The sequence below is a fragment of the Shinella sp. JR1-6 genome, assembly GCF_004284735.1.
Lineage (GTDB): Bacteria > Pseudomonadota > Alphaproteobacteria > Rhizobiales > Rhizobiaceae > Shinella.
Genome location: NZ_SHMI01000010.1, coordinates 187008 through 208439, shown reverse-complemented (window position 1 = coordinate 208439; position 21432 = coordinate 187008). Strand labels below are relative to the sequence as shown.

The following is a 21432-nucleotide window of genomic DNA, read 5'->3' as shown; positions in this document are numbered from 1 at the left end:
CGCGCAGCGCCATCCGACGGATGATGTTTAAAAGTCCCATGTGGATCACTCCGTTGCCCCCGTCGCTCACCGCGTTGAGGGAAGGTTCACATGGCTCAATTCTCAATGGAAATTATGCGCCTAACCGGCTCAGTTCTGCGTGGAAACCAACAAGCCTATGGGCAATGGTTTCCCGGTGGCGGGCGTTGCCGCACGCGCCGAAGTTCTCGCCGAATTTGGCAAGAAGGCGCGTTATTTCAATACGTTCGGTGGCAATGCCGTGGCCGTGGCTGCGGCCTCCGCGGTGCTCGACGTGATCGAGGGGGAAAACCTTCTCGAAAATTCCCGCGTGATCGGCCTCTATCTCAAAGACGGATTTCAGGCGCTTGCCCGCAAACATGCCTGCCTCGGTGATATCAGGGGCGCGGGGCTCTTCCTCGGCGTCGAGATCGTTTCGGACAGGGCAGGCAAGACGCCGGACGCCGCCGCCGCCACGCGCATCATCAACGGCCTGCGGGACGAGAATGTGCTCATCTCCGGCTGCGCCAAGGCGGCGAACGTGCTGAAGATCCGTCCGCCCATCGTCTTCTCGCGCGAGAATGCGGACGAACTGATCGAAAAGCTCGACCGCGTGCTGCACCGCCTGTCCTGACACTGAGACTTCCGGAGACAACCATGACCATCAAGACTATCGAAGCAATCCTGCCAGGTGTGATCTACCTGTCGTCTTCTCCTGAGGCTGCGCCGTTCAAAACCAAGGGTGACCCGGTCGCTGCAGGTGAAACGGTTGCGCTCGTGGAGGTGATGAAATCCTTCTTGCCGGTTGAGGCGGATGCTGCCGGCACGTTTCTCGGCTATTCGGTAGAGAGCGGTGCCAATATCGAACCGGGTGAGGCCGTTTGCCAGATCGAGAGTGCGGCATGAGCGGCTCAATCCGCAAACTGCTGATCGCCAATCGGGGCGAGATCGCGGTCCGCATCATCAACGCTGCAAGGAAGCTCGGGATTGCCACTGTGCAGGTTGTCAGCGAAGCTGACCGCGAAATGCTTGCAGCGCGCATGGCGGATGAGGTCATCGAGATCGGTCCGGCGGCTGCCGCAAAATCCTATCTGAACGTTGAGAACGTACTCGATGCCCTGCGTCGCAGTGGCGCGGATGCAGTTCATCCCGGCTATGGCTTCCTTTCGGAAAATGCGGATTTTGCCCGTGCGGTGACAGCTATGGGCCGGATTTTCGTTGGGCCGGATGCCGACACGATCGAGCGCATGGGCGACAAGGTGAATGCTCGGCGCGCAGCCATTGAAGCGGGTGTTCCCGTCGTGCCCGGCAGCAATGGCCGTCTTGAAGATCCCGCGGCGGCACTGACGCTTGCCGAGGAGATGGGCTATCCCGTGATGATCAAGGCTGCGGCCGGCGGTGGTGGCCGGGGCATTCGCGTCGTGCGCAACGCCGATGAGCTTTTAGGCGCGGTGCCGCAGGCCATAGCCGAAGCCAAGGCCGCCTTCGGCGACGGCGGCCTCTACATGGAGGCCTATGTCGAGAACGCGCGCCATATCGAGGTGCAGGTCCTCGGTGACGGCAACACCGTGATCCACCTCTTCGAACGGGAATGCTCGTTGCAGCGCCGGCGCCAGAAGGTCTGGGAGGAGGCGCCTGCCGCCGTACTGTCAGCGGACCAGCGCGCCGAACTCTGTGCCTCGGCGGTACGGCTGGCGAGCGCGGTCGCCTATCGCGGTGCTGGAACGATGGAATATCTCTACGATCCTACCCGCAAAGCATTCTACTTCATCGAAATGAACACGCGCATCCAGGTCGAGCATCCGGTGACAGAAGCAATCACCGGCATCGATCTCGTCGCGGAAATGCTGCTGATCGCCGGTGGAGCGCCGTTATCGATGCGGCAGGAGGACATCCGTGTGGGCGGCCACGCAATTGAGGTTCGCATCAATGCCGAAGATCCAGCGCGCAACTTCTTTCCCAGTCCCGGCGTCATCGAACGGTTGCAGGTTCCTGAAGGCGAAGGCATCCGCTTCGATACCGGCTTCGATACTGGCAGCCGTGTGCCGCCCTACTACGATTCCCTCGTGGGCAAACTGATCGTTAAGGCAGTCTCCCGCAAGGACGCCATCGAGCGCCTGAAGGAAGCACTTGAATCCCTTGATGTCGCTCCCGTTGCTACCACGGCGCCCCTCTTTCGCACGCTCACGCGCAACGCCGACATCATCGCAGGTGATGTGTCCACACAATGGTTGGAGCGGTGGCTGTCCAGTATCGAATCGAAATGAAAAGGTTACGCGATCGGTGTTTCGGAACGAGGCCGTCGCAGATATGAAGGGTAGATGGGGGCTCACTGCATCCCGGATTTGAACGGTAGCTTCAACTCGAGAAACTCAACGCCTCGATGGCAATGCCCCTTCCGCTCGCCGTCAACATTGTGGCTGTCGTTCATCAATCAACTGCAGTGGGTTTTGCGGGCCCTGGCTCGTGTGCCGGAAAGCGCCCCAATCGCGCTCAGGAACATGCCAGCTGATGGCCGGCAACCTCATCCTGGCTGTCCGGTTGGAAATTAAGGCGCATCCCGGCGGCTCGAGCATCTATGTGCATTTCCTGGGCGTCAAAAAATGCTCTTGACCACCTCCCGAACGAAAGTGGGGTTCGCAGCGATAAATTCGTCAAAATGCTCGACGATGAAACTGAGATGCTCATTCATGGTGGCTTCTGCACGGTCTGGATCTCCCGCGCCGATGGCGTCCAGAATTGCTTTGTGCTGCTTCAATAGAGTTGGGATATGGTCTGGCCTGAGCGTTAACTTCCTCGCTCGATCCATGTGAATCTTGATGTCGCTGATCAGTGACCAGATATTGGGTCGCCTGGCGATCGCGGCGATTGCCTCGTGCATTTCTTCATCCAGTCGGAAAAGCGTGTCGAAGTCGCCGCGCGCGGCGACGCGCTCTTGTGCTTCCAGGTTTTCCAGAAGCAAGACAATATCATGCTCGGTGCGCTTCTGGCTTGCCAAACGGACCAAAGCGCATTCGAGCGATGCCCTTGCAAATTGCGCGTCCATGACAAGTTCGCGGCGGATCGGTGAGACGAATGTGCCCTGTTGAGGGACAACATCTACCAGGCCTTCATTCTCCAGCCGCTTGAACGCTTCGCGTACCGGGGTGCGGCTCAGGCCGAACTCCGCTGCAAGTCGCTGTTCTGAGAGGGTTTCTCCGGGCGCCAGGGTGAGGTCAAGTATGCGACGCTTGATCGAGGCATAGGCCTTTCCAGCGATCGGCTCCCGCGTCGAGTTATTCTTGAAAGCCATGCCTTCCTGCCCCTCGACGTTTTCTCGATTCCTTGCCGCACTATACCCAGCCAACGGCTCTATTCGCGCTGGGATTTCAAGTCCGTGCTCTCGGATGGCTATGTCGACATCCTCCAGCCGGATCTTTCGCATGCTGGCGGCATCACGGAATGCCGCAAGATCGCCGCGATGGCGGAAGCCTATGACGTGGCACTCGCGCCGCATTGCCCGCTGGGCCCGATCGCGCTCGCCGCCTGCCTGCAGGCGGATGCGGCCTCCTACAATGCCTTCATCCAGGAACAGAGCCTCGGCATCCACTACAACAAGGCCAACGACATCCTCGACTACATCTCCAACAAGGAGGTGTTCCACTATGCCGACGGTTTCGTCTCGATCCCGCAGGGACCCGGGCTCGGCGTCGAGTTGGACGAGGCCTATGTCATCGAACGGGCAAAGGAGGGTCATCGCTGGCGCAACCCCGTCTGGCGGCATGAAGACGGCAGTGTCGCCGAATGGTAGGGGGAGCGGAGATGGCCGGACGTCTTGACGGAAAACGGATCGTCGTCACCGGTGCGGTGCAGGGCATCGGGCTTGCAATGTCGAGGTTTTCCTTGCCGAGGAGGCGAGCCTCTTCATGATCTTGGACGAATGCCCTTTCATGAACGCCACCTGCCTGACGGTCGATGGCGGAATGAGCGTGCTGCATGACCCGGGCTGAGCAATGGAAGGCCTATGCACCGGTCAGCGCGCCAAGCCGGCAAGATGGAGAGGCATTCACCAGGGGCCGCCCAGCATCGCGAGCACGGTGGTCGGCAAGAGAGCGTTTGCCTTCTTCCTGTCGGCTGGGAAGAGAGCCAGCTCTCCTCCTGCCCAGATGTCGTAGTCCATTTCCACGCGCAGGCCGTCCCGTTCCAGCACGGCCCACGAATGATCGAGACCGCCTCCCATGTCGAGAGACCACCCATGGGCCCGCAACGCGGCGATTGCCTCGTTCCAAACGTCCCTGGACATCTCAAAACAGTGAATTCGTTCCGACACCGTTCACCTGCGCAATCATCGCATGTGTCCTCGACCTCAGACATTGTTGACGACACTGCGAATATCGGGTCCATCAGTCGGAAAGCATTTACACGTTGCGGCGGTGAAGTACGATGCGCTTGCTCCTCGTTCTTGGTTCGCTGATCGCCGGAACGATCGCTGGCATCTATCTGTTCGGGATGATCTGGCGCACCACGGCTCCGGAAGGAGCAACTGCCATGGTCGTGGGGGGAGGCACGCCGGTCGTGCTCGGGGCCTTGACGTTTCTCGGCACGAAGGCGGCCGACGGCCAGCGACCGAGCCTGAGCAACCCGCGCACATGGTTTGCCCTCCTGGGAATAGCGGCGGCCGCGGCCGGGCTCTTCGTGCTTTTGATTGCGGCGCTTTTCCTGGTCGTGCAACGTGGCTAGCCATCCGCCCTGGAGCGGTCATCAGGCCGTTTCGTTCACCGGCTCTTTCAACGGGAGGCCTTGAGGCTTCGGCCCTTGGCTGCCCGCGCGGCGAGACGCCGGCCGATCCAGGAGAGGTAGGAGCAGGAGATCAGGAACCAGGCGCCGACGAAGACATAGGCCTCCAGCGCCTGGTTTCCCCAGGCAACGTCGCTGAAGGCCATGCGGGCGGTGGCGCTGAGGTCGTGCAGGCCGAGGATCACGACGAGGGAGGTGTCCTTGTAGGCGCCGATCGTGCTGTTGACGAGGGCGGGCATCGCCCGCTCGATAGCCTGTGGCAGAAGCACGAGGCGGGCCGTCTGCCAGAAGCCGAGGCCGAGCGAGGAGGCGGCCTCGTGCTGTCCTGCGGGCAACGCCATCAGGCCGCTGCGCACATCCTCGGCGAAATAAGCGGCATGGAAGAAGACGAGCGCGATGAGCACTGCCACGATCGGGTCGATCGCAATGCCCTTGGGCAGGGTCAGCGGCAGCACGAAGACGCCAACGAAGAGCAGCGTCACCATCGGCACACCGCGCATGATCTCGACATAGGCGCCCGCGGCGCGGTGCAGCAGCCGATGGCGCGTCTGGTAGCGGGCAAGCGCAAGCAGCACGCCGACCGGTAGTGCCAGGGCGAGCGCGATGGTGGAGAGGATGAGAAGGATCGGCAGGCCGTTCCATCTGTTGGCATCGATCGGAACAAGGCCGAGCACACCGCCGCCCATCAGGACGAAGGATGCGGCCATGCCGGCAAGCCAGAGCGCCGCAAAGAGGCGGATGTCCAGCCAGCGCCCGCTGACGGCCATCTGGCCGGTAGCGATGGAGAGGCCAAGCAGCAGGAATGAGACCAACATCGGCCGCCACTGCTCATCGAACGGATAGGTGCCGAAGAGGATGAAGCGGGATTTTTCGACCCAGAAGGGCCAGCAGGCACCGGCAGCTTCGGCGCAGGCGGCAGGGTCGGCAAAAGGCGGCACCGCGGCGAGCACAAGCCAGTCGATGATGATCCAGAGGATCGCGAGGGCGAGGCCGCCGCTTGCCAGCGACAGGAGGCTGGAGCCTGGCCGAGAAAGCTGCCTTCGCAGCCACGTCGAGGCTCGGCCGTTTAGAGCAGGCTGGATGTCTACGCTCATCGCGATCCTCGTCCTTCCCGGGCGCGGATGCGCGCGCTCCAATGGTTCAGCGCGCCAGTGAGCGCAAGGCAGAGCAGCAGGTAGATCGCCATGGTGATCAGCATGGTTTCCAGCGGCCGGAAGGTCTGGTTGATCGCCGTGCCCGCGACGGACATGAGGTCGGAATAGCCGACGGCGATGGAGATCGACGTGTTCTTCAGGAGATTGGCGAACTGGTTGTTAAGGGGCGGAACGACGGTTCGCAGTACCTGCGGCACGACGACGAGCCGGGTCGTCTGGCCGCCCTTGAGGCCGAGCGCCGCGGCCGCCTCGATCTGGCCCTGCGGAACGGCCTCGATGCCGCCGCGCAGCACCTCGGCGATCTGGGCGCCATGATAAAGGCCGAGCGCGACCGCCACTGTGCAGAACTGGATGGAAAGGGCGACACCGCCCTTGACCGAAAAGCCTTCCAGCGCCGGCCAGGATAGCCCGAGCGGCGCGCCAAGCGCGACGGCGAGAACCGTCGGCACGGCGACGGAAAGGGCGAGGGCTATCGGCAGGACGGGCCCGCGACGGCCGAGAAGGGCCTGCCTGCGGGCGGCCCGGCGGATCCACAGCCAGACGAGGAGCGGAACGAGCAACAGGCAGGCGACGAGCCAAAGGGTGTTGCGCGGATCCTCCGAAAGCCAGGGCAGATAGATTGCCCGGTTGGAGATCGTGAAGGGGCCGAGCACCAGCGCCTGCCGGATGGCCGGCAGGCCGTTCACCGCGGCGACGAAGATGACCAGCAGGACCAGGATCTTCGGCAGGTTGCGGAACAATTCAACATAGGCGAGTGCGAACAGCCGCGCGAGAGGTGCCTTGCTGACGCTGAGAAGACCGAGCAGCAGGCCCGCGAGGGAAGCGATGACAAGGCTCGCCACGGCGACCACGATGGTGTTGGCAAGGCCGGCGAGGATCGCACGCAGATAGCTGTCATTCGCGCCGTAGGGAATGAGCGTTTCGCTGAGGTCGAACCCGGCCTGCTGGATAAGGAAGGCGAAGCCCGGCTCAATGCCGGCTGCCATCATATTGGAATGGATGTTGTAGGCGATGAGGGCGAAGGCCGCGAGCATCGCAAGGCCGACGCCGATATCGGGCCAGGAAACGGCAAGCCGCGTCCGGGGTGGACCGTCCTGCGCAGCGTGAGGGATTTGCAGCTTCTGGTCCATGGACGCTCACGGGCTCGTTTCTGCCGGTTGGCGTGGCCGGGTGGGGGCTTGGAACCGGTCTACCAAAGCCTTCTGCGCGTCGGTCTCCGGTCCGGACCCGGCGCTGGCGACAAGGGCCGCGGCCTCCACCGTCTTGAGGCCGAGGGCTCGCAGGATGCAGATGGCAAAGGTGCCAGTGCGGCCGATACCAGCCGCGCAATGCACGAAGACATTTCCGCCGCCTGATAGATGCTGCGCCGCTTCGTCGGCGAGTGCGAAGAGGGCAACTTCATCTGCCGGAATGCCGAAATCCGCGATCGGGAAGCGAACAATGGCGATGTTTATTTCGCCGCCAAGGGCAATCGCATAGGACGGCGCCTTCTCCTCGATCTCCGCAAGCGAGGTGAGGCTGACGATCCGGGTGATCTTTCGCGCCCGTAGGTCGTCCATGTCATCGTCGAACGGGCGACGCCGGCCGGGCATCGGGCCGAGCCAGAGTTCGCCGGCAATGCCCTGCGGCAGCCGGACAGGGCGCAGGAAGGGCGTTTCGGTCATGTGGTTTCCGCCGCAAGGTCGGCAAGAAGGGCGGTTGGCGTCTGCGCCGCCGAAACGGCCGCCACGGTTGCGCGCATCGCCGAGAAGGCAGCGTCGATATCCTCGCGCGCTGCCTGCATGCGCCAGCGGATAACCCGCCAGTGCAGGGCGGCATGGGCCTCGGCGGCGATGGGGTCCTGCACCAGGCCGGAGACGAGGTCGAGGAACTGGGTGCGGATGGCGAAATAGCTTGCGAGCGGCGCCTCGCCCGGATTGGCCGTAAGCTCGGTGATCGTGGCCAGCTGGATACGGGTAGACATGGCGAAAGCCGGAACGCAGCAGCGCGTGCAAAGACGCAGCATATCCGACAGCATGGAGAAATGTAGGTCGCGCTGGGCGGGGTCAAGCGTGCTCACCACCGTACCGACGCCCGAACGCGTTTCGAGGAGATGCTCGAAGGAGAGCCGTTGCAGGACCTGGCGGATCGGCGTGCGACTGACGCCGAATTCCTGCGCCAGCTTGCCCTCGTGCAGCATCATCGGCGTGTCGGGATGGGTGGTGCAAATGCGGAAGCGCAGCTCCTGCAGCATATCTTCCGAACGGGGCGGACCGGATCTCGATATTTGCGGTAAGCTCACGCCTTTGCCTTTCCATTCGCTTGGCGCGCATCCGCGCGGCCGTTGTCGTGAATATGCAGCCAGGCTTCCTGAAGGGGACTTTCGACCGACTCCGGAAAAGCCTTGCGCATCGTCGACAGAGCTTCCTCGACGGAAAGGCCCTGCCTGTTGAGAATATGGGCGGCAGCCATGCCGCTCCGTCCAGCGCCGTAGCTGCAGCAGAGCGCAATGGCCCTCCCTTCGGCAAGCAGCGCTGAAACCCGCTTCTCCAGCCGCAGCCACGCCCGCATCCACGCCGCACCGGGTGCGGAAAAATCGTCGATCGGCAGTGCGGCAAAGGCCATACCGGCTTGTTTGACCTTCTCGCGCAGTATTGCCCGCAAGCGGGGCGGACAATCGCTGTCGCGTGCCAGGAAGAGGAAGAGGGCGGCCTTGCGGGCGGCGAGTGCCGCCAACGTTTCGTCGACGCCATGAGGATCGATCCAGGGACTGCCCCGATGGTCGATGGTCAGGCCGGGTGCGCCGAGGGTCACCAGACGCCCGCCGCCGGGGCAATCGACGGTGGCGCGGATGGATATGGGATCGTCAACATCCGCCACGCCGCCTCTCCTCCGTCTGGCCGTCAGCCTCACCGTATCGGATAGGCGTACATCAGGCCACCTTTGCTGGCAGGCGCATTCTGACTGCCCTCGCGCTTCAGATTGAAAGGGGTCGCAGGGCCAAGATGGCGATCGAACACCTCGCCGTAGGAGCCGACCTGCTTGATCACCTGATAGGCCCAGTCGGCGGGCAGTTTCATCTTTGCTGCCATGTCGGCAGTCGCACCGTCCTTGGCGAAGAGACGCTGCACGGCCTTTGGCTGCTTGTCGAGATCGGCGACGGTGGCATCGACATTCGTCGAGTTGATGCCGAGTTCGTCGGCGTTCAGCATGACCTGAAACGCCCAGCGCACGGCTTTTTGCAACGTGTCGTCCGGTTGGGTCACCAGCGTCAGCGGCTCGGCGGAGATGATCTCCGGCAGAAGCTCGTAGTCATCGGGATTCTTGGCGAGGCGCCGGTCGGCGGCGAGCGCCGTCATGTCGGAAGCATAGGCGTCGCATTTGCCGGCGAAGAAAGCCTGGAGGCGCGCTGTCTTGTCGGCAATGTTCTCGACCTTGTAGTCCATGCCCTCGGCGGCGAACCAATCTGCGATGTTGAGCAGCGTCGTCGAGCCGTCCTCGGCGCAGATCGTCGCGCCCTTCAATTCCTTGGCCGATTTTACGCCAAGCGCCTTCGACACCATGAAGCCCTGGCCGTCATAGAAAGTCGTTGCGACGAAGGAGAGACCGGGATCGGCCGAGCGCGTGCCGGTCTCGGTGACAGAGCGGGACGCCATGTGTGCCTGCCGGGAAACGAGGCTCTTCAGCGAGTCGGAAAAGCCGATGCCGCGAATATCTGCCTTGCTCGCGTCACCGAGGATTGCCGCTGCCGCCATGCGGCAGAAATCGGCATTGAAACCCTGGAAGACGCCATTGCTATCCGGCACGGAGAAGCCGGGCGCACTCGGACTGACCAGGCAGACGAGCTTGCCGCCCGAGACGACCTCGTCGAAAACCGGGCCAGCCTGCGCATGGGACGTGACTGCGAGAGCGGCAGCGCCGGCAAGCGCTGCTGTGAGATAAGATCGAAGCATGATATTCCCCCTCCTGCTCAGGTAGAGACAGCTATACCTGTATACATGTTCAGCGTAGGAGAGGGTTTTCCCGCTGTCAACTGACTTTCGATGACTCTGGTCGGGTTTGCCCGGTCAATCTTGCGTTTGGTGATTTGTGTGTGTGACTACACGAGGAGGAGAGTCCCCCGGCTTGCCGGAGAGGCCGCCGCTCGGGAAAACCAAGCATTGGCTTGGCCGCCTCGTCCATGTAGCGGTCAGTTCGGTTGGGAGGCGAAATCGCGCTCCTCACTCGAAGCCTTCATTCTGGTGTGGCCTCGCTGAGGCTGGCTCCAATGCCGAGCGTGCGCAGCCCGTGCTCGGCCAAATCGGCATCCTTCCAGGTCAGGAAGTCAACGCTTCTATCAGCGGCCGGGGCCCGATCTCTGCCAAATCGGTGCCGTCGAGCAAACTCGCCCGACGGTACTGTGAACGTTATTTGGCGATGCGGCGCGCCCTTGCTTCCTGCAGCGAAATCAACTGTTTCGACGCTTCATCCCACAGGATGAGCTTCACGCAGCCGAGGCTTTCCCTGATCGTGATGCGCCCAAGATCCCCCAGTTCAGGATAGTCGCGCAGAACTTCCGGAAGCCGATAGAACGGAACGCGGCTCGACAGGTGGTGGATATGGTGCAAGCCGATATTGCCGGTGATCCAGCGCAGGGGGCGGGGCAGATCGTAGTGTGAGGCGCCATGCAGGGCCGCGTATTGGAACGTCCATTCCGGAGGGCTCGACCAATGGGTGTCTTCGAACTGGTGCTGAACGTAGAATAGCCAGACACCGGCCGCTCCCGCGAGGAGCACGATCGGCAGGTGGATTACGAGGAACGGAACAAGGCCGACCGCCCAGACGAGCAGCGCGACGAGGACGGCGATCGCGGCATTCGTCGCCATTGTCGAAACCCATGGCAGCGCTCCGGACCGCATCATGCCGAACGGCAGCCTTTGCTTGACGAGAAAGAGCCAGGCGGGGCCGATGCCGAACATGACGAGGGGATGCCGGTAGAGGCGGTAGCTGAGCCGTTGCCAGCGCGTCGCCCTCTCATATTCCGCGACAGTGAGTGTCGTGATGTCACCAACACCTCGCTCGTCGAGGTTCCCGGCCGAGGCATGGTGTTCCGCATGGGCGCGACGCCAATAGTCATAGGGCGTTAGGGTCAGCGCGCCGATTGCTCGTCCCGTCCAGTCATCCAGGCGCCGCCGGCCGAAGAAGGAGCCATGGCCGCAATCATGTTGCAGCATGAAGAGGCGCAAGAGAAATCCTGCCGCGGGAATGATGAGGATCATGCCCAGCCAAAAGCCGAAGTGCATCGAGGCCCAGGCGCCAGCCCAAAGGAGGGCGAACGGAATGAGGGTCACAGCCAGTTCGAACGCGCTTCGGCCCATATGGGGCTGGCGGTAGCCGGACAGGATTTTAAGCCAGGCTTTTTCACGGTCGGCGCCATTGGGGGCAGTCGCGTTCAACGAGGTCATCGGCAGATGGCGTTTCCGGTTGTGCCCCGTCACTTGAGGGGCAATTTGATGCAGGTTTAAAAGTAGGCTTCTTGGAGTGTTCCGTGCCTGCCCGGAGACTATCTTTTACGCGCTTTCCGGTTTGCGTAGCGCAGATCGCGTGCGGCCTTTCGCGCGGCCTCGTCTGCAATCACGCGTGCAACGCGCTCAGCTTCCGATTTCTGGCGCTCTTCCGCTTCTGCGATTGCGGCAGCCTGGGCAGCCGCTTCTCGTTCGGCCGCTTCCACTTCGGCGCGCGCCTGCTCTTCCAGTTTTACGCGCGCGCGCTCGATCCGCCGCTCTTCCCGCGCAGCTGTGATGGATGCGCGTTCCGCCTGACGCGCGGCTCGCGCCGGCTCGTCGGATGCCCGTGCGGCCTTGTAGGCGTTCAGCAAAGCCGCTTTTGCCTCGGCGGAGGCCGTGCGGCGGTCGGAAAGCTGGCTGTTTCTAGAGTTTTTCAAATCGTTGTCCAGACTGTGGTGGGTGTTATGGGGGATGCTAGCGCTTGGTCGCCATCCACAAGACATGGCGGGCGCCGTTCTTGCCGTTGGCGCGCACGCTCACTTCGTCTGTGGCAAAGCCGACCTCGCGCAAGCGACGGGTAAAGGCGCGGTCCGGCGCAGACGACCAGAGGGCGAGCACGCCGTTCGGCCGAAGGGCAGTCTTGGCGGCCCGAAGACCGTCGTGGCTATAGAGGTTGTCGTTGGACGCGCGCGTCAGTCCATCGGGGCCGTTGTCGACATCGAGCAGAATCGCGTCATATGCGGCCTTCTTCGACCGAATAAGGGCGCCGACGTCGCCGAGATGGATATCGACGCGGGGATCATCGAGCGTGCCGCCGTGGAGATCCGCCAAAGGTCCGCGCGCCCATTCGACGACGGCGGGAACGAGTTCGGCGACGACGACACGGGCGTCTTGAGGAAGCTGGGCCAGCGCGGCCCGCAGCGTAAACCCCATGCCGAGGCCGCCGACGAGCATGCCGGGGTTTTTGCGACCCGCAATCCGCTCGCAACTCAACGCAGCAAGTGCCTCTTCCGAGCCGCTCAGCCGGCTGTTCATCAGCTCCGTCGAGCCGAGCATGATCGAGAATTCGCTGCCGCGCTGCTTCAGGCGCAATTCGCCAGCGTCACCGGGGATGGTCGCGCGATCAAGATTGGTCCAGGGAAGCATCGGAGCGTCTCATTGGGTTGTTTGGACGCCTCCTAGCATGACGGTCGCGCCGAAGACACCTTATTATCCGTGAGCCCCGGGGCCGAATGCAGCCGTCTGACATCGCGTCAGCCGTTTGTCAGCCGCTCGGCTAATCCTGTGCAGCTTTCAATGACACCGTTGAAACGAGCCGCGTCGAGTTCGGTCTTTCGACCGATGAAGCCCAAGCGGCTCCACCGGTAGATCGAATGACCGCTACGCGCCTTCATACCTGCCATTGAGCTGGCCATCGGGACTTCCCGTATGCAGCCGGTCTGCTGAAATGGGTCAGATCGATTGCGGCTTACTTAATCACCTTCTCGAATAGAAACCCTTCGTCATCCGGAAGATCATTCGACGCGGGATGATGTGGGTCCGGATACTTGGCGTGATGAAACGCGATGATCTTGAAGCCACATTTGTTGACGTAGAAGTGGATGTTCCTCTTCTCGAAATAGGGCGTATGGGTTCGCCACGTGATCGTCTTCGGATAACGGGCTTCGATCGCAAGCCAGGCTTTGTGACCCAGACCCTGCCCATGCTCGCCAACCTTCAGGAAAAATAGATCCAGCGTGTTGTGATGCGTGTTCTCATCGATGGTCACAACTGCGCCACCGATCTTCTCGCCGTCTGAGAGAATACGCAGTGCGACAGCTCCGGGGGCGGCGATAGAGCTGTCTAGGTCCTCGTCGGAAGGTATGGGGCCATCGGGCAGCGCTCCGTATTCATCGATAACAGCAAGAGAAAATGCCTCCTGGAGCTCTTTCTTGAAGTCCGGGAGATCATTCTGATCTGCAACGGCCAGACTGACAGTTTGTATGGTCATAACGTTTCTCCAACGGCTTATCGAACGCGGGGCCGGATTCGGTGCCCATAAGTGCGCTTTCCATAATCCCGAGCACAGCATCTTGGTTGGGCCTGGGATGACTGCGTTAGCAAGCCAAGTTTGAGGGTTCGTGGAGGGCGTGTGGAGACGACGTGGAGACGACCGGTGGAGTTGAACGAGCCGTAGAATCCGTAAGGAAGCGGCGACGAACAAAACGTCACGAGACTGCCTCGCCAAGAACCATCTCGAACATGGCGCCGCCTGTGTCAGATTTTGCGTATTGGACTTTGCCGCCATGAGCCTCAACGATCGCACGGACGACGGATAGACCCAGACCATTGCCGCCCTTTTCCAACGAGCCGGACTCTCCGCCTCTTCGGAAAGGTTCGAACGCGGAAGCGGCGATGTCCGGTGCAAGGCCCGGACCTTCGTCGGCGACACGCAGGATCACTTCGTTCCTCTCCACGCAAAGGCTGATTTCGATGAGGCCGCGTTGCGCGTATCGACGCGCATTTGTGACCAGGGCAAGAAGCGCCTGCCGGATCCGCATCGCATCGACCCGGACCGTGACATCGCAAAGGTCTAGGCTAAGCTCGAAGCCGTCCTGTTGCAGTTCCCGATCCAACACCGCAGCAAGCCGCAAGATTTCGTCCTTGAGACGAACAGGCTGAAGGCGAAGATCAAGGTGACCACTGTCAGCGAGCGTCACCGTTCGCAGGTCCTCCACCAGCCTTGCCAATGAATCGACCTGCAGCACGAGGGCACTAAGCGACTTTTCATCGGGCTCGAAGACCCCATCAATCATGCCTTGGAGTCGCCCCTTGAGAATGGTCAAAGGTGTACGCAGTTCATGGGCGATCGTGGCATTCCAGAGTGTCATGTCCGAGGCCATGTCCTGCAGACGCTGGGCCATGGCGTTGAAGTCTTCGACAAGAACGGCCGTCTCCCCCAGAGAGTGATCGCCGGGGATGGCGCGAGCCGAAAGATCGCCGTCTTTGATCTGCCTGGCGCTTATCGCCAATGATTCCAACGGTTCGAGGATGCGGCGCGCCAATCGGATCGATGCGATCGCCGCGACGATCAGCGCGATTAAGATGAGAATGGCCAGAGTAATGAAATCGAAGCCCGTCAGCCAATTGTCAGCGTCTTCAGACCAGGGAGAAAAATAGAAGAGGGCGGTGAAGGCGAGATAGGTTCCAAAGAAGACCAGCAGGCCAGCCGCCAGGGTGACCGAGGCCATGGCGAGCAATATCTGCCGACTGAGCCCCTTCACGATCATGGATCGACCCCAAGGCGGTAGCCGACGCCTCGAATGCTGATCAACAAGCCTTCGCTTCCCACCTGTTCGAGCTTCTTGCGAAGCTTGCTCAAATGACTGTCGATCGTTCGATCCAGCGCATCCGAGCCGGGCAGGCAGGCGTCAACAAGTTCGGCTCGCGAGAACACCTTGGTGGGTGTCCGAGCGAGATGGGCCAGAAGCCTGAATTCCGACAGCGTGAGAGGTACGGTCACTGGCCCGTCCTCCTTCTCAATCTTAACCTGATAGCTATCGAGATCGATTGCCAGGTTTCCGACCCGGATCACTGCGCCCGCTTGGCTGAGACCCGCGCGACGCAACACGGCCTTGGCTCGCGCGACGACCTCGATCGGATTGAAGGGCTTGACGATATAGTCGTCCGCGCCGATGCGCAGGCCCTGTAACCGATCGACATCCTCATCAAGTGCCGTGATCATGATGACAGGTGTGCGGCCTCGTCTCTGGATCTCTGCGAGAAGCTCCCAGCCATCCAGGCGCGGCATAGTGATATCAGCCAAGACGATGTCGGGTTTCAACGACCGGTGCAGATCAAGCGCCACCTGCCCGTCGCGGGCATGCACGGTGCGGAAGCCTTCGCGGGCAAAGTACGCCTCAAGGATGCCGGCGATCTCCGCATCGTCCTCAGCTATCAAAACAAGTTCTGCCATGCTCATCGCACTCCTTGCAATTTACATGGCACCGAACGGTCCGTCCGTCGAGCGGCCGTGCCCCGCCTCCATAATATCGCAACAGAACCTCCACAAACCGCCAATGGAAGACTCTTAGAGCGTCACCATCGATACTCCCTCACGAGATGATGGTGACACAGATGCGAAATGTCGCGCGGTTTTGGCTTTTCTGCATGTTATGCGTGCCATTATTGCTGCTGCTTGCTTGCTGTGCTGAGCAGGATGTTGAAGCGAATGGAGCGGCCGAACCGCAGGCCGTGCGCGTCAGCGTGATGACGGTGCAGCCGCAAGCCGTGACGGTCTATGACGAGCTGCCAGGACGTGTCAGTGCCTTGCGCACGGCCGAAATCCGGCCGCAGGTCAGCGGAATCATTCAAAAGAAGCTCTTTCAAGAGGGCTCTTTCGTGGACGCAGATGCGCCACTCTTCCAGATCGATCCATCGCCCTTTGCGGCCGATGTCGATGCTGCCGCCGCCGCGCTTGCGCGTGCCGAAGCCGAGTTTGTCAATGCGAAGGTGAAGTTCGAGCGCGCTGAGCTGCTCTCGGCACAGAAGATCACCAGTGACGAAGCTCTCAACAATGCGGCCGCGACGCTTGCTCAGGCTAAGGCGAGCGTGGCCGAGGCCACGGCCAATTTGACCCGGCGAAAGCTCGAATTGTCGAATGCGACAATTCGCAGCCCGATTAGTGGGACGATCGGTCAGTCCTTCATGACAGAAGGCGGCCTAGCCTCGTCTTCCGGGAGCGCACCGCTTGCAGTGATCCAGCAGATCGACCAGGTCTATGTAGATGTTCGTCAATCATCGATGAGCCTCGAAAGCCTGCGCGAGACGGCATCGAGTTCCGAAGTCAAAGATCCGGAAAAACTGCCGGTCAAGATCAAAACCATCACGGACAGGCCGTACGCCCATACGGGCACTATCGTGTTTTCCGATATCTCCGTCGACAGCGCAACAGGGAGTCTGGCCATCCGCATAGTCGTGCCGAACGCCGAGGACCAGTTGCTGCCTGGTATGTTTGTGCGCGCACTCGTGCCGCGAGAGGTCCATTCCGCAGCACTTCTTGTGCCTCAAGAGGCCGTGATGCGCGACCTCACCGGAAAGCCGCAACTCGTCATCGTCAACGCAAAGAAGACGAGCGAAAAACGTCTGGTGGAACTGGGGCCGCTTATCGATCGCAACTACCTCGTAAGACGCGGCTTGTCGGCTGGAGAAACGATTGTCGTTCAAGGGCAGGAGAGGGTCCAAAGTGGCCAGCTTTTGGAGACATCGCCGGTCCAACCCGTCCCTGGTACGCAGAGCTGAGACAGCCATCATGCCGCAATTTTTCATCGAACGGCCCGTCTTCGCATGGGTCATCGCAATCATGATTGTGATCGCCGGTCTGATCGCCATCCCGCAACTGCCCGTGTCGCGTTACCCGGCGATTGCTCCGCCTAGCGTGTCGATTTACGCGAGCTATCCCGGCGCCACTCCGCAGGTCATCAACGATAGCGTCACCAGTCTGATCGAACGCGAGGTTTCCGGCGCAAAGAATGTGCTTTACTTCGACTCGTCTGCTGACTCCTCGGGATCGACAACCGTCACCGTCACCTTCAAGCCGGGCACGGACGCTGAATTGGCTCAGGTGGACATCCAGAACAGGCTCAAGGCCGTGGAGCCGCGATTGCCAGAGGCAGTCCGTCGGGCTGGCCTATCGGTGGAATCGGCTTCGTCAGGGTTCTTGATGATTGTCTCCCTGAAGTCGAAAGACGGCGCCATCGACGCATTGGCGCTTGATGACTATCTCGTGCGCAACATCGCCCCGGAACTCAAGCGGGTTTCAGGCGTCGGCCGCGTCCAGTCCTTCGGGTCCGAGGCTGCCATGCGGATCTGGGTCGATCCGACGCGCTTGCTCGCGCATTCTGTTTCGATGGCCGAGGTCATACAGGCGATCCAGTCGCAGAACCTTCAGGTGGCGCCTGGGCGACTTGGAGATGCGCCGACAGTTCCAGGGCAAAAGGTCAGCGTACCGCTCAATGTCGAAGGCCAGCTTCAGACCGTCAACGAATTCTCGGACATCGTCCTCCGCTCAAATCCGGACGGCTCCCATCTGACGCTGGGTGATGTTGCCCGCATTGAGGTTGGATCCCAGTCGTCGAGCTTCGCCATTCTCGACGGCGGCAAGCCTGCCACGGCAGCCGCCATCCAGGTCACACCCGGGGCAAATGCGGTTAGCACCTCTAGCGGTGTTCGCGCGAGACTGGCAGAGCTTTCGCTGAACATGCCGGCGGGGATCGAATATGCGATCTCGTACGACACGGCACCCTTCGTGAAGGTCTCGATCCAGAAAGTGGCGCAGACACTGGCTGAGGCTATGGTGCTCGTCTTTCTCATCATGCTGCTCTTCCTGCAGAACATCCGGTACACCCTCATTCCGGCCATCGTCGCACCGATAGCGCTGCTCGGCACCTTCGCGGTCATGCTGGCATTGGGATATTCCATCAATGTCCTAACGATGTTCGGCATGGTTCTCGCGATCGGGATTATCGTAGACGACGCGATCGTGGTCGTGGAAAACGTCGAGCGGCTGATGGCGACGGAAGGTCTGTCCCCCCGTGAGGCGACGCGAAAGGCCATGGGCGAGATCACGGGCGCGGTGATCGGGATCACGCTCGTCTTGACAGCCGTGCTTCTTCCTATGGGCTTTGCCTCCGGCGCGGTTGGCGCGATCTATCGTCAGTTCACGGTATCTATGGCCGTGTCGGTCGCTTTCTCGGCCTTTCTGGCTCTCAGCCTGACCCCGGCGCTTTGCGCGAGCTTGTTGAAGCCGATCGATAGCGGGCACCATCAGCGAAACGGACTTTTCGGCTGGTTCAACCGCGGCTTTGATCGCTTGACCGAGGGCTACACGGGCTGGGTCGCACGTCTTGTTCAGAGGACCGGTCGGACCATGCTTGTCTATGTCACGATAGTGGGCGCAGTCGCCTATGGTTACGGCACGCTGGCGACGGCATTCGTGCCTGAGGAAGATCAGGGCTCGTTCATGACCTCCATCACACTTCCGGCGGAGGCGACGGCTGAACGCACCCGAGACGTCGTTGATCTCTTAGAAAAACATGTCCAGACACGACCGGATATCGTCAACAACCTGACAATCATGGGTTTCGGTTTCTCGGGTTCAGGTTCCAATACCGCCATGTCGTTTACGAGCCTCAAGGATTGGGATAAGCGTTCAGGTAGCGTCGACGACGAGGTGAATCTAGCAACCGAAGCCATGGCTGCAGCACCAGAGGGCGAGATTCTCAGCATGAAGCCGCCGGCCATTGATGAGCTCGGTACAACCTCTGGATTTGCGCTAAGGCTTCAAGACCGCGCTAACCATGGGGAGATAGCCTTTTCTGCGGCTGCAGCCCAACTCACGAAGCTTGCGTCCGAGAGCACGCTGCTGAGCGACGTGCGCGTGGACGGGCTGCCAAACGGTCCCAGTGTTACCCTTGTCGTCGATCGCCAGAAGGCAAGTGCGCTGGGGGTCGCCTACACGACGATTAGTGACACGCTCAGCGGTTCCGTTGGCTCGACCTATGTCAATGACTTCCCGCGCGACGGTCGGCTGCAACAGGTCATCCTCCAGGCCGAGCCGAAAAGCCGTATGCAGGTCGATGACATCCTTAACCTGCATGTTCGCAGCGATGCGGGCAAAATGGTTCAGCTTTCGGAAATTGTGACAGCAGAATGGTCCACCATCCCACTGCAGGTGACACGCTATAATGGATATCCGTCCCTCAGCCTGTCGGGTTCGGCAGCAAAAGGTGTGTCGAGCGGTGAAGCCATGGATGAAATTGAGCAATTGGCGCTCAAGCTTCCCAAGGGCTTTGCCGTCGAATGGACGGGGCAGTCCCTGCAGGAGCGGCAATCGGGTACGCAGGCGCCGATGCTCATGGCCTTTTCGTTCCTCATTGTCTTTCTGGTGCTCGCAGCCTTGTACGAAAGCTGGACCATTCCACTCTCCGTCATGCTGGTTGTCCCGCTCGGGATCCTCGGGGCGGTGATCGCTGTTCACCTGCGTGGCCTGGAAAACGATGTCTTCTTCAAGGTCGGCCTGATCACCCTGATCGGCCTTTCCGCCAAGAATGCGGTGTTGATTGTCGAGTTCGCGCGCAAGCGCCAGCGAGACGGGCTGGTTCTTGCCGCAGCCGTCGTCGAAGCCGCGCGCCTTCGTCTGCGCCCTATCGTCATGACCTCGCTCGCCTTTACGCTGGGCGTCGTTCCGCTGGTCATTGCATCAGGTGCAAGCTCGGAAACCCAGAATGCAATTGGGACCGGCCTATTCGGCGGAATGATTTCCGGAACGGTACTTGCGGTATTATTTGTCCCGGCCTTGTACGTGATCGTGACGCGGTTCACACGCTGGCTCGGACGTTCAAGTGCGCTGCCCGGCAACGGCTAGCCAGCTGGACCGATACGGCATAACCCCCAACGAGATTGTCCGCTTCTCTTGTCCACGAGACAGAAGCGGACAGTCTTGTCACGGCCCCAAACCGGCCATTGGGGACATCAAGTGGTGCCCGTATCGGAAACTTGATCTGAATATAAAGTGGTGAGCCGCGGGGCGCGGGTTCTGATCCCTTCAAGAGCATTTTAAGTTATGCATTCGGCCGGTGCTCACGTCCTGCACCGACTAATTGGGTGGGACCATAGGTGTATGCAGCACGGCGCCTGCCTTTTGAGCTGCTGCTGTTAGGCGTTTGTCCCTGGTCCACAAGCTCGATCGCCCGTCAAGCAGCGTCGAAGCCAACAAGTGTGCGTCGGTGTAACCGATTCCCATACTGAAAATCGAATGACGATCGATCATTGTCATGACCTCAGCGTGCGTGGCGACGAATGCTTCGCGCTGTGCCGCTAAATACGCCACTACGGCATCACGGTCCCGAAGACTGCCAAGCGCCAATTCGCCGATAATCGCAGGGTGGCAGAGTAGGAGGTCGTCCTCAATGATTGTGCGTAGCTCCGAGTCTCCGTAGCGAAAATGATCGATCCAGATGGAGGTGTCTACAAGGATCACTTTGCCGCTTCGCTCCGGCGCCGAGGGGCTGCTTCAGCATCGGGCATGGAGCCCCCGAGCGCGAGCAGTCGCTTTCCTGATTCGATTCGCACAAGTGTTTCCAATGCCTGGCGGACAAGCGCAGCCGTTTCCTTGGTTCCGGTTAGGAATCTTGCTCGTTCCATGAGGTTGTCGTCGAGATTGATCGTGGATCGCATGAAAAAGCTCCTGCATAGAGTGGCATCGATAGCACCATTTGGTGCTGAAATCTACGCCTTGCTGTACTCACTCCAATGCGGCGACCGATTGCCGATCAGAATCATCTTAGAGTTTTTGGTTCAAATCCCATCAAGAGCCCTTGCTGATCAAGACCAAGCGCATCTTGTTTCGGCGAAGGTCTAGCATGTCTTCGACATTGCCTTGATCAATGCCGCGGCGGAAACTGCACCCGGATCGAGGTGGCCAAGGGATCGTTCGCGAACGTGCGCCGCGCGCCCCTTGGCTGCAACCATCGTGGCCGTCGCGGCAGCACCGTTGTCAGCCGCGGCAGTGACGGCGGACCAGAATTCATGTTTCGACTTGCCTTCAGCGACGGCTGCCGTAGCCGCCTCGGCGGCTGGGAGCCAGACATCGAGCATGGTCTTGTCACCGCGCTGCGCCTTGCCGCGGTCCCGAATGCCCTCGGAAATTGCAGCAAGTATGTCACGGAAGGCTTGAAGATCGAGCTCGTTACGGCCAGCAAGCACCTGTGCTGCCCGGCGGAAACCCGTAGCGTAGAGGGGACCTGTCGAGGCGCCGACCGCGTCGAGGAAGCTCGTCGCCGTCGTCGATATCACGTCCGACGGGCTTGCCGTATCGACATCGAGTATAGCGAGTGCCGTCGTCACCGCCTTGAAGCCGATCGACATGGTGATGCCGTGGTCCCCGTCGCCGATGGCGCCGTCAAGTTCCGAGAGGTGGTCCTTCTCTGCTTCGATCACCTGGGACATCCGTTCGAACATCCTGGCGAGAACCCGTGCCGCATTTTCCGACATGTTTTCCT

General features: G+C 60.9%; 24 protein-coding genes and 2 pseudogenes. 8 read left to right on the top strand and 18 right to left on the bottom strand.

Annotated elements, in window-relative coordinates; translation table 11 throughout:
• Nucleotides 1–157 precede the first annotated feature (157 nt).
• From EXZ48_RS19045 to EXZ48_RS19035, 3 genes are read left to right on the top strand one after another with little or no spacing between them, the layout of a single operon-like run.
• Nucleotides 158–631, top strand: coding sequence for an aminotransferase class III-fold pyridoxal phosphate-dependent enzyme (locus EXZ48_RS19045; RefSeq protein ID WP_024270390.1), 474 nt, complete (start codon nucleotides 158–160; stop codon nucleotides 629–631).
• A 23-nt stretch (nucleotides 632–654) separates the two neighbouring features.
• Nucleotides 655–903, top strand: coding sequence for a biotin/lipoyl-containing protein (locus EXZ48_RS19040; protein WP_024270391.1), 249 nt, complete (start codon nucleotides 655–657; stop codon nucleotides 901–903).
• Nucleotides 900–2264 carry an acetyl-CoA carboxylase biotin carboxylase subunit gene (locus EXZ48_RS19035; protein WP_024270392.1) on the top strand — a complete coding sequence of 455 codons (1365 nt, stop codon included), beginning with the start codon at nucleotides 900–902 and terminating at the stop codon, nucleotides 2262–2264. Before EXZ48_RS19040 ends, EXZ48_RS19035 begins: the two co-directional genes overlap by 4 nt.
• A gap of 329 nt (nucleotides 2265–2593) precedes the next feature.
• On the opposite strand, the gene EXZ48_RS19030 is transcribed toward EXZ48_RS19035, so the two are convergent.
• Complete coding sequence (locus tag EXZ48_RS19030) at nucleotides 2594–3289, bottom strand: GntR family transcriptional regulator (protein ID WP_024270394.1); 696 nt, start codon at nucleotides 3287–3289, stop codon at nucleotides 2594–2596.
• Between the two features lie 51 nt (nucleotides 3290–3340).
• Here EXZ48_RS19030 and EXZ48_RS19025 point away from each other — a divergent pair.
• Both EXZ48_RS19025 and EXZ48_RS19020 read left to right on the top strand, forming a co-directional pair.
• A pseudogene (locus EXZ48_RS19025) lies at nucleotides 3341–3787 on the top strand (enolase C-terminal domain-like protein); the annotation flags it as partial.
• A 103-nt stretch (nucleotides 3788–3890) separates the two neighbouring features.
• A pseudogene (locus EXZ48_RS19020) lies at nucleotides 3891–3986 on the top strand (short-chain dehydrogenase); the annotation flags it as partial.
• Between the two features lie 56 nt (nucleotides 3987–4042).
• Here the strand turns inward: EXZ48_RS19020 and EXZ48_RS19015 are convergent.
• Complete coding sequence (locus EXZ48_RS19015) at nucleotides 4043–4279, bottom strand: hypothetical protein (protein WP_037406515.1); 237 nt, start codon at nucleotides 4277–4279, stop codon at nucleotides 4043–4045.
• 140 nt (nucleotides 4280–4419) lie between these two features.
• Here EXZ48_RS19015 and EXZ48_RS19010 point away from each other — a divergent pair, with 140 nt between their 5' ends.
• Nucleotides 4420–4716, top strand: a complete 297-nt coding sequence (locus EXZ48_RS19010) for a hypothetical protein (RefSeq protein WP_023512441.1) — start codon at nucleotides 4420–4422, stop codon at nucleotides 4714–4716.
• Between the two features lie 47 nt (nucleotides 4717–4763).
• On the opposite strand, the gene EXZ48_RS19005 is transcribed toward EXZ48_RS19010, so the two are convergent.
• From EXZ48_RS19005 to EXZ48_RS18950, 13 genes are all read right to left on the bottom strand, one after another.
• Complete coding sequence (locus tag EXZ48_RS19005) at nucleotides 4764–5867, bottom strand: amino acid ABC transporter permease (protein ID WP_023512440.1); 1104 nt, start codon at nucleotides 5865–5867, stop codon at nucleotides 4764–4766.
• On the bottom strand, nucleotides 5864–7057 hold the full coding sequence (locus EXZ48_RS19000; RefSeq protein WP_023512439.1) for an ABC transporter permease subunit: 1194 nt from the start codon (nucleotides 7055–7057) through the stop codon (nucleotides 5864–5866). Before EXZ48_RS19000 ends, EXZ48_RS19005 begins: the two co-directional genes overlap by 4 nt.
• A 6-nt stretch (nucleotides 7058–7063) precedes the next feature.
• Nucleotides 7064–7591: a protein-tyrosine phosphatase family protein gene (locus tag EXZ48_RS18995; protein WP_023512438.1), complete on the bottom strand. Its 528-nt coding sequence runs from the start codon at nucleotides 7589–7591 to the stop codon at nucleotides 7064–7066.
• Nucleotides 7588–8160 carry a GntR family transcriptional regulator gene (locus tag EXZ48_RS18990; RefSeq protein WP_023512437.1) on the bottom strand — a complete coding sequence of 191 codons (573 nt, stop codon included), beginning with the start codon at nucleotides 8158–8160 and terminating at the stop codon, nucleotides 7588–7590. The genes EXZ48_RS18995 and EXZ48_RS18990 overlap by 4 nt, the downstream gene beginning before the upstream one ends.
• A gap of 44 nt (nucleotides 8161–8204) precedes the next feature.
• On the bottom strand, nucleotides 8205–8786 hold the full coding sequence (locus EXZ48_RS18985) for a putative dual use protein Tyr:Ser/Thr phosphatase (RefSeq protein WP_023512436.1): 582 nt from the start codon (nucleotides 8784–8786) through the stop codon (nucleotides 8205–8207).
• 29 nt (nucleotides 8787–8815) lie between these two features.
• Complete coding sequence (locus tag EXZ48_RS18980) at nucleotides 8816–9859, bottom strand: transporter substrate-binding domain-containing protein (RefSeq protein ID WP_023512435.1); 1044 nt, start codon at nucleotides 9857–9859, stop codon at nucleotides 8816–8818.
• 453 nt (nucleotides 9860–10312) lie between these two features.
• Complete coding sequence (locus EXZ48_RS18975; RefSeq protein WP_023515532.1) at nucleotides 10313–11350, bottom strand: fatty acid desaturase; 1038 nt, start codon at nucleotides 11348–11350, stop codon at nucleotides 10313–10315.
• A gap of 98 nt (nucleotides 11351–11448) precedes the next feature.
• On the bottom strand, nucleotides 11449–11829 hold the full coding sequence (locus EXZ48_RS18970) for a DUF6481 family protein (RefSeq protein WP_130517640.1): 381 nt from the start codon (nucleotides 11827–11829) through the stop codon (nucleotides 11449–11451).
• A 37-nt stretch (nucleotides 11830–11866) separates the two neighbouring features.
• Nucleotides 11867–12538 (bottom strand): spermidine synthase, encoded by a 672-nt coding sequence (locus EXZ48_RS18965; protein ID WP_130517637.1) that lies wholly within the window; start codon nucleotides 12536–12538, stop codon nucleotides 11867–11869.
• Between the two features lie 107 nt (nucleotides 12539–12645).
• A complete protein-coding gene (locus tag EXZ48_RS34930; RefSeq protein ID WP_156031951.1) occupies nucleotides 12646–12807 on the bottom strand; it encodes a hypothetical protein in 162 nt (53 codons plus the stop codon).
• Nucleotides 12808–12860: 53 nt separating this feature from the next.
• The gene (locus EXZ48_RS18960) at nucleotides 12861–13382 is read right to left on the bottom strand and encodes a GNAT family N-acetyltransferase (RefSeq protein ID WP_024270422.1); all 522 of its coding nucleotides are present in this window, start codon (nucleotides 13380–13382) and stop codon (nucleotides 12861–12863) included.
• Between the two features lie 217 nt (nucleotides 13383–13599).
• Entirely contained in the window at nucleotides 13600–14661 is a 1062-nt protein-coding gene (locus EXZ48_RS18955) for an ATP-binding protein (protein WP_024270423.1), read from the bottom strand.
• Nucleotides 14658–15347: a response regulator gene (locus EXZ48_RS18950; protein ID WP_024270424.1), complete on the bottom strand. Its 690-nt coding sequence runs from the start codon at nucleotides 15345–15347 to the stop codon at nucleotides 14658–14660. Before EXZ48_RS18950 ends, EXZ48_RS18955 begins: the two co-directional genes overlap by 4 nt.
• Before the next feature lie 161 nt (nucleotides 15348–15508).
• On the opposite strand from EXZ48_RS18950, the gene EXZ48_RS18945 reads away from it, so the two are divergent.
• Nucleotides 15509–16672 carry an efflux RND transporter periplasmic adaptor subunit gene (locus tag EXZ48_RS18945; protein WP_037406702.1) on the top strand — a complete coding sequence of 388 codons (1164 nt, stop codon included), beginning with the start codon at nucleotides 15509–15511 and terminating at the stop codon, nucleotides 16670–16672.
• 10 nt (nucleotides 16673–16682) lie between these two features.
• Nucleotides 16683–19796: a multidrug efflux RND transporter permease subunit gene (locus tag EXZ48_RS18940; protein WP_130517635.1), complete on the top strand. Its 3114-nt coding sequence runs from the start codon at nucleotides 16683–16685 to the stop codon at nucleotides 19794–19796.
• Between the two features lie 231 nt (nucleotides 19797–20027).
• Here the strand turns inward: EXZ48_RS18940 and EXZ48_RS18935 are convergent, their stop codons facing one another.
• The 3 genes from EXZ48_RS18935 to dhaL form a co-directional block, all read right to left on the bottom strand.
• Nucleotides 20028–20411, bottom strand: a complete 384-nt coding sequence (locus EXZ48_RS18935; protein ID WP_037406692.1) for a type II toxin-antitoxin system VapC family toxin — start codon at nucleotides 20409–20411, stop codon at nucleotides 20028–20030.
• The gene (locus tag EXZ48_RS18930; protein ID WP_023517619.1) at nucleotides 20408–20608 is read right to left on the bottom strand and encodes a type II toxin-antitoxin system VapB family antitoxin; all 201 of its coding nucleotides are present in this window, start codon (nucleotides 20606–20608) and stop codon (nucleotides 20408–20410) included. The genes EXZ48_RS18935 and EXZ48_RS18930 overlap by 4 nt, the downstream gene beginning before the upstream one ends.
• Before the next feature lie 180 nt (nucleotides 20609–20788).
• On the bottom strand, nucleotides 20789–21424 hold the full coding sequence (gene dhaL, locus EXZ48_RS18925; RefSeq protein WP_024270427.1) for a dihydroxyacetone kinase subunit DhaL: 636 nt from the start codon (nucleotides 21422–21424) through the stop codon (nucleotides 20789–20791).
• Nucleotides 21425–21432: the final 8 nt, after the last annotated feature.

Bases quoted from the DNA above. Each gene is read 5' to 3' on its own strand.
- EXZ48_RS19045 (WP_024270390.1), top strand. From the start codon at position 158: ATGGGCAATGGTTTCCCGGTGGCGGGCGTTGCCGCACGCGCCGAAGTT.
- EXZ48_RS19040 (WP_024270391.1), top strand. From the start codon at position 655: ATGACCATCAAGACTATCGAAGCAATCCTGCCAGGTGTGATCTACCTG.
- EXZ48_RS19035 (WP_024270392.1), top strand. From the start codon at position 900: ATGAGCGGCTCAATCCGCAAACTGCTGATCGCCAATCGGGGCGAGATC.
- EXZ48_RS19030 (WP_024270394.1), bottom strand. From the start codon at position 3,289: ATGGCTTTCAAGAATAACTCGACGCGGGAGCCGATCGCTGGAAAGGCC.
- EXZ48_RS19015 (WP_037406515.1), bottom strand. From the start codon at position 4,279: ATGTCCAGGGACGTTTGGAACGAGGCAATCGCCGCGTTGCGGGCCCAT.
- EXZ48_RS19010 (WP_023512441.1), top strand. From the start codon at position 4,420: ATGCGCTTGCTCCTCGTTCTTGGTTCGCTGATCGCCGGAACGATCGCT.
- EXZ48_RS19005 (WP_023512440.1), bottom strand. From the start codon at position 5,867: ATGAGCGTAGACATCCAGCCTGCTCTAAACGGCCGAGCCTCGACGTGG.
- EXZ48_RS19000 (WP_023512439.1), bottom strand. From the start codon at position 7,057: ATGGACCAGAAGCTGCAAATCCCTCACGCTGCGCAGGACGGTCCACCC.
- EXZ48_RS18995 (WP_023512438.1), bottom strand. From the start codon at position 7,591: ATGACCGAAACGCCCTTCCTGCGCCCTGTCCGGCTGCCGCAGGGCATT.
- EXZ48_RS18990 (WP_023512437.1), bottom strand. From the start codon at position 8,160: ATGCTGCAGGAGCTGCGCTTCCGCATTTGCACCACCCATCCCGACACG.
- EXZ48_RS18980 (WP_023512435.1), bottom strand. From the start codon at position 9,859: ATGCTTCGATCTTATCTCACAGCAGCGCTTGCCGGCGCTGCCGCTCTC.
- EXZ48_RS18975 (WP_023515532.1), bottom strand. From the start codon at position 11,350: ATGACCTCGTTGAACGCGACTGCCCCCAATGGCGCCGACCGTGAAAAA.
- EXZ48_RS18965 (WP_130517637.1), bottom strand. From the start codon at position 12,538: ATGCTTCCCTGGACCAATCTTGATCGCGCGACCATCCCCGGTGACGCT.
- EXZ48_RS34930 (WP_156031951.1), bottom strand. From the start codon at position 12,807: ATGGCCAGCTCAATGGCAGGTATGAAGGCGCGTAGCGGTCATTCGATC.
- EXZ48_RS18960 (WP_024270422.1), bottom strand. From the start codon at position 13,382: ATGACCATACAAACTGTCAGTCTGGCCGTTGCAGATCAGAATGATCTC.
- EXZ48_RS18955 (WP_024270423.1), bottom strand. From the start codon at position 14,661: ATGATCGTGAAGGGGCTCAGTCGGCAGATATTGCTCGCCATGGCCTCG.
- EXZ48_RS18950 (WP_024270424.1), bottom strand. From the start codon at position 15,347: ATGGCAGAACTTGTTTTGATAGCTGAGGACGATGCGGAGATCGCCGGC.
- EXZ48_RS18945 (WP_037406702.1), top strand. From the start codon at position 15,509: ATGCGAAATGTCGCGCGGTTTTGGCTTTTCTGCATGTTATGCGTGCCA.
- EXZ48_RS18940 (WP_130517635.1), top strand. From the start codon at position 16,683: ATGCCGCAATTTTTCATCGAACGGCCCGTCTTCGCATGGGTCATCGCA.
- EXZ48_RS18930 (WP_023517619.1), bottom strand. From the start codon at position 20,608: ATGCGATCCACGATCAATCTCGACGACAACCTCATGGAACGAGCAAGA.
- dhaL (WP_024270427.1), bottom strand. From the start codon at position 21,424: ATGTCGGAAAATGCGGCACGGGTTCTCGCCAGGATGTTCGAACGGATG.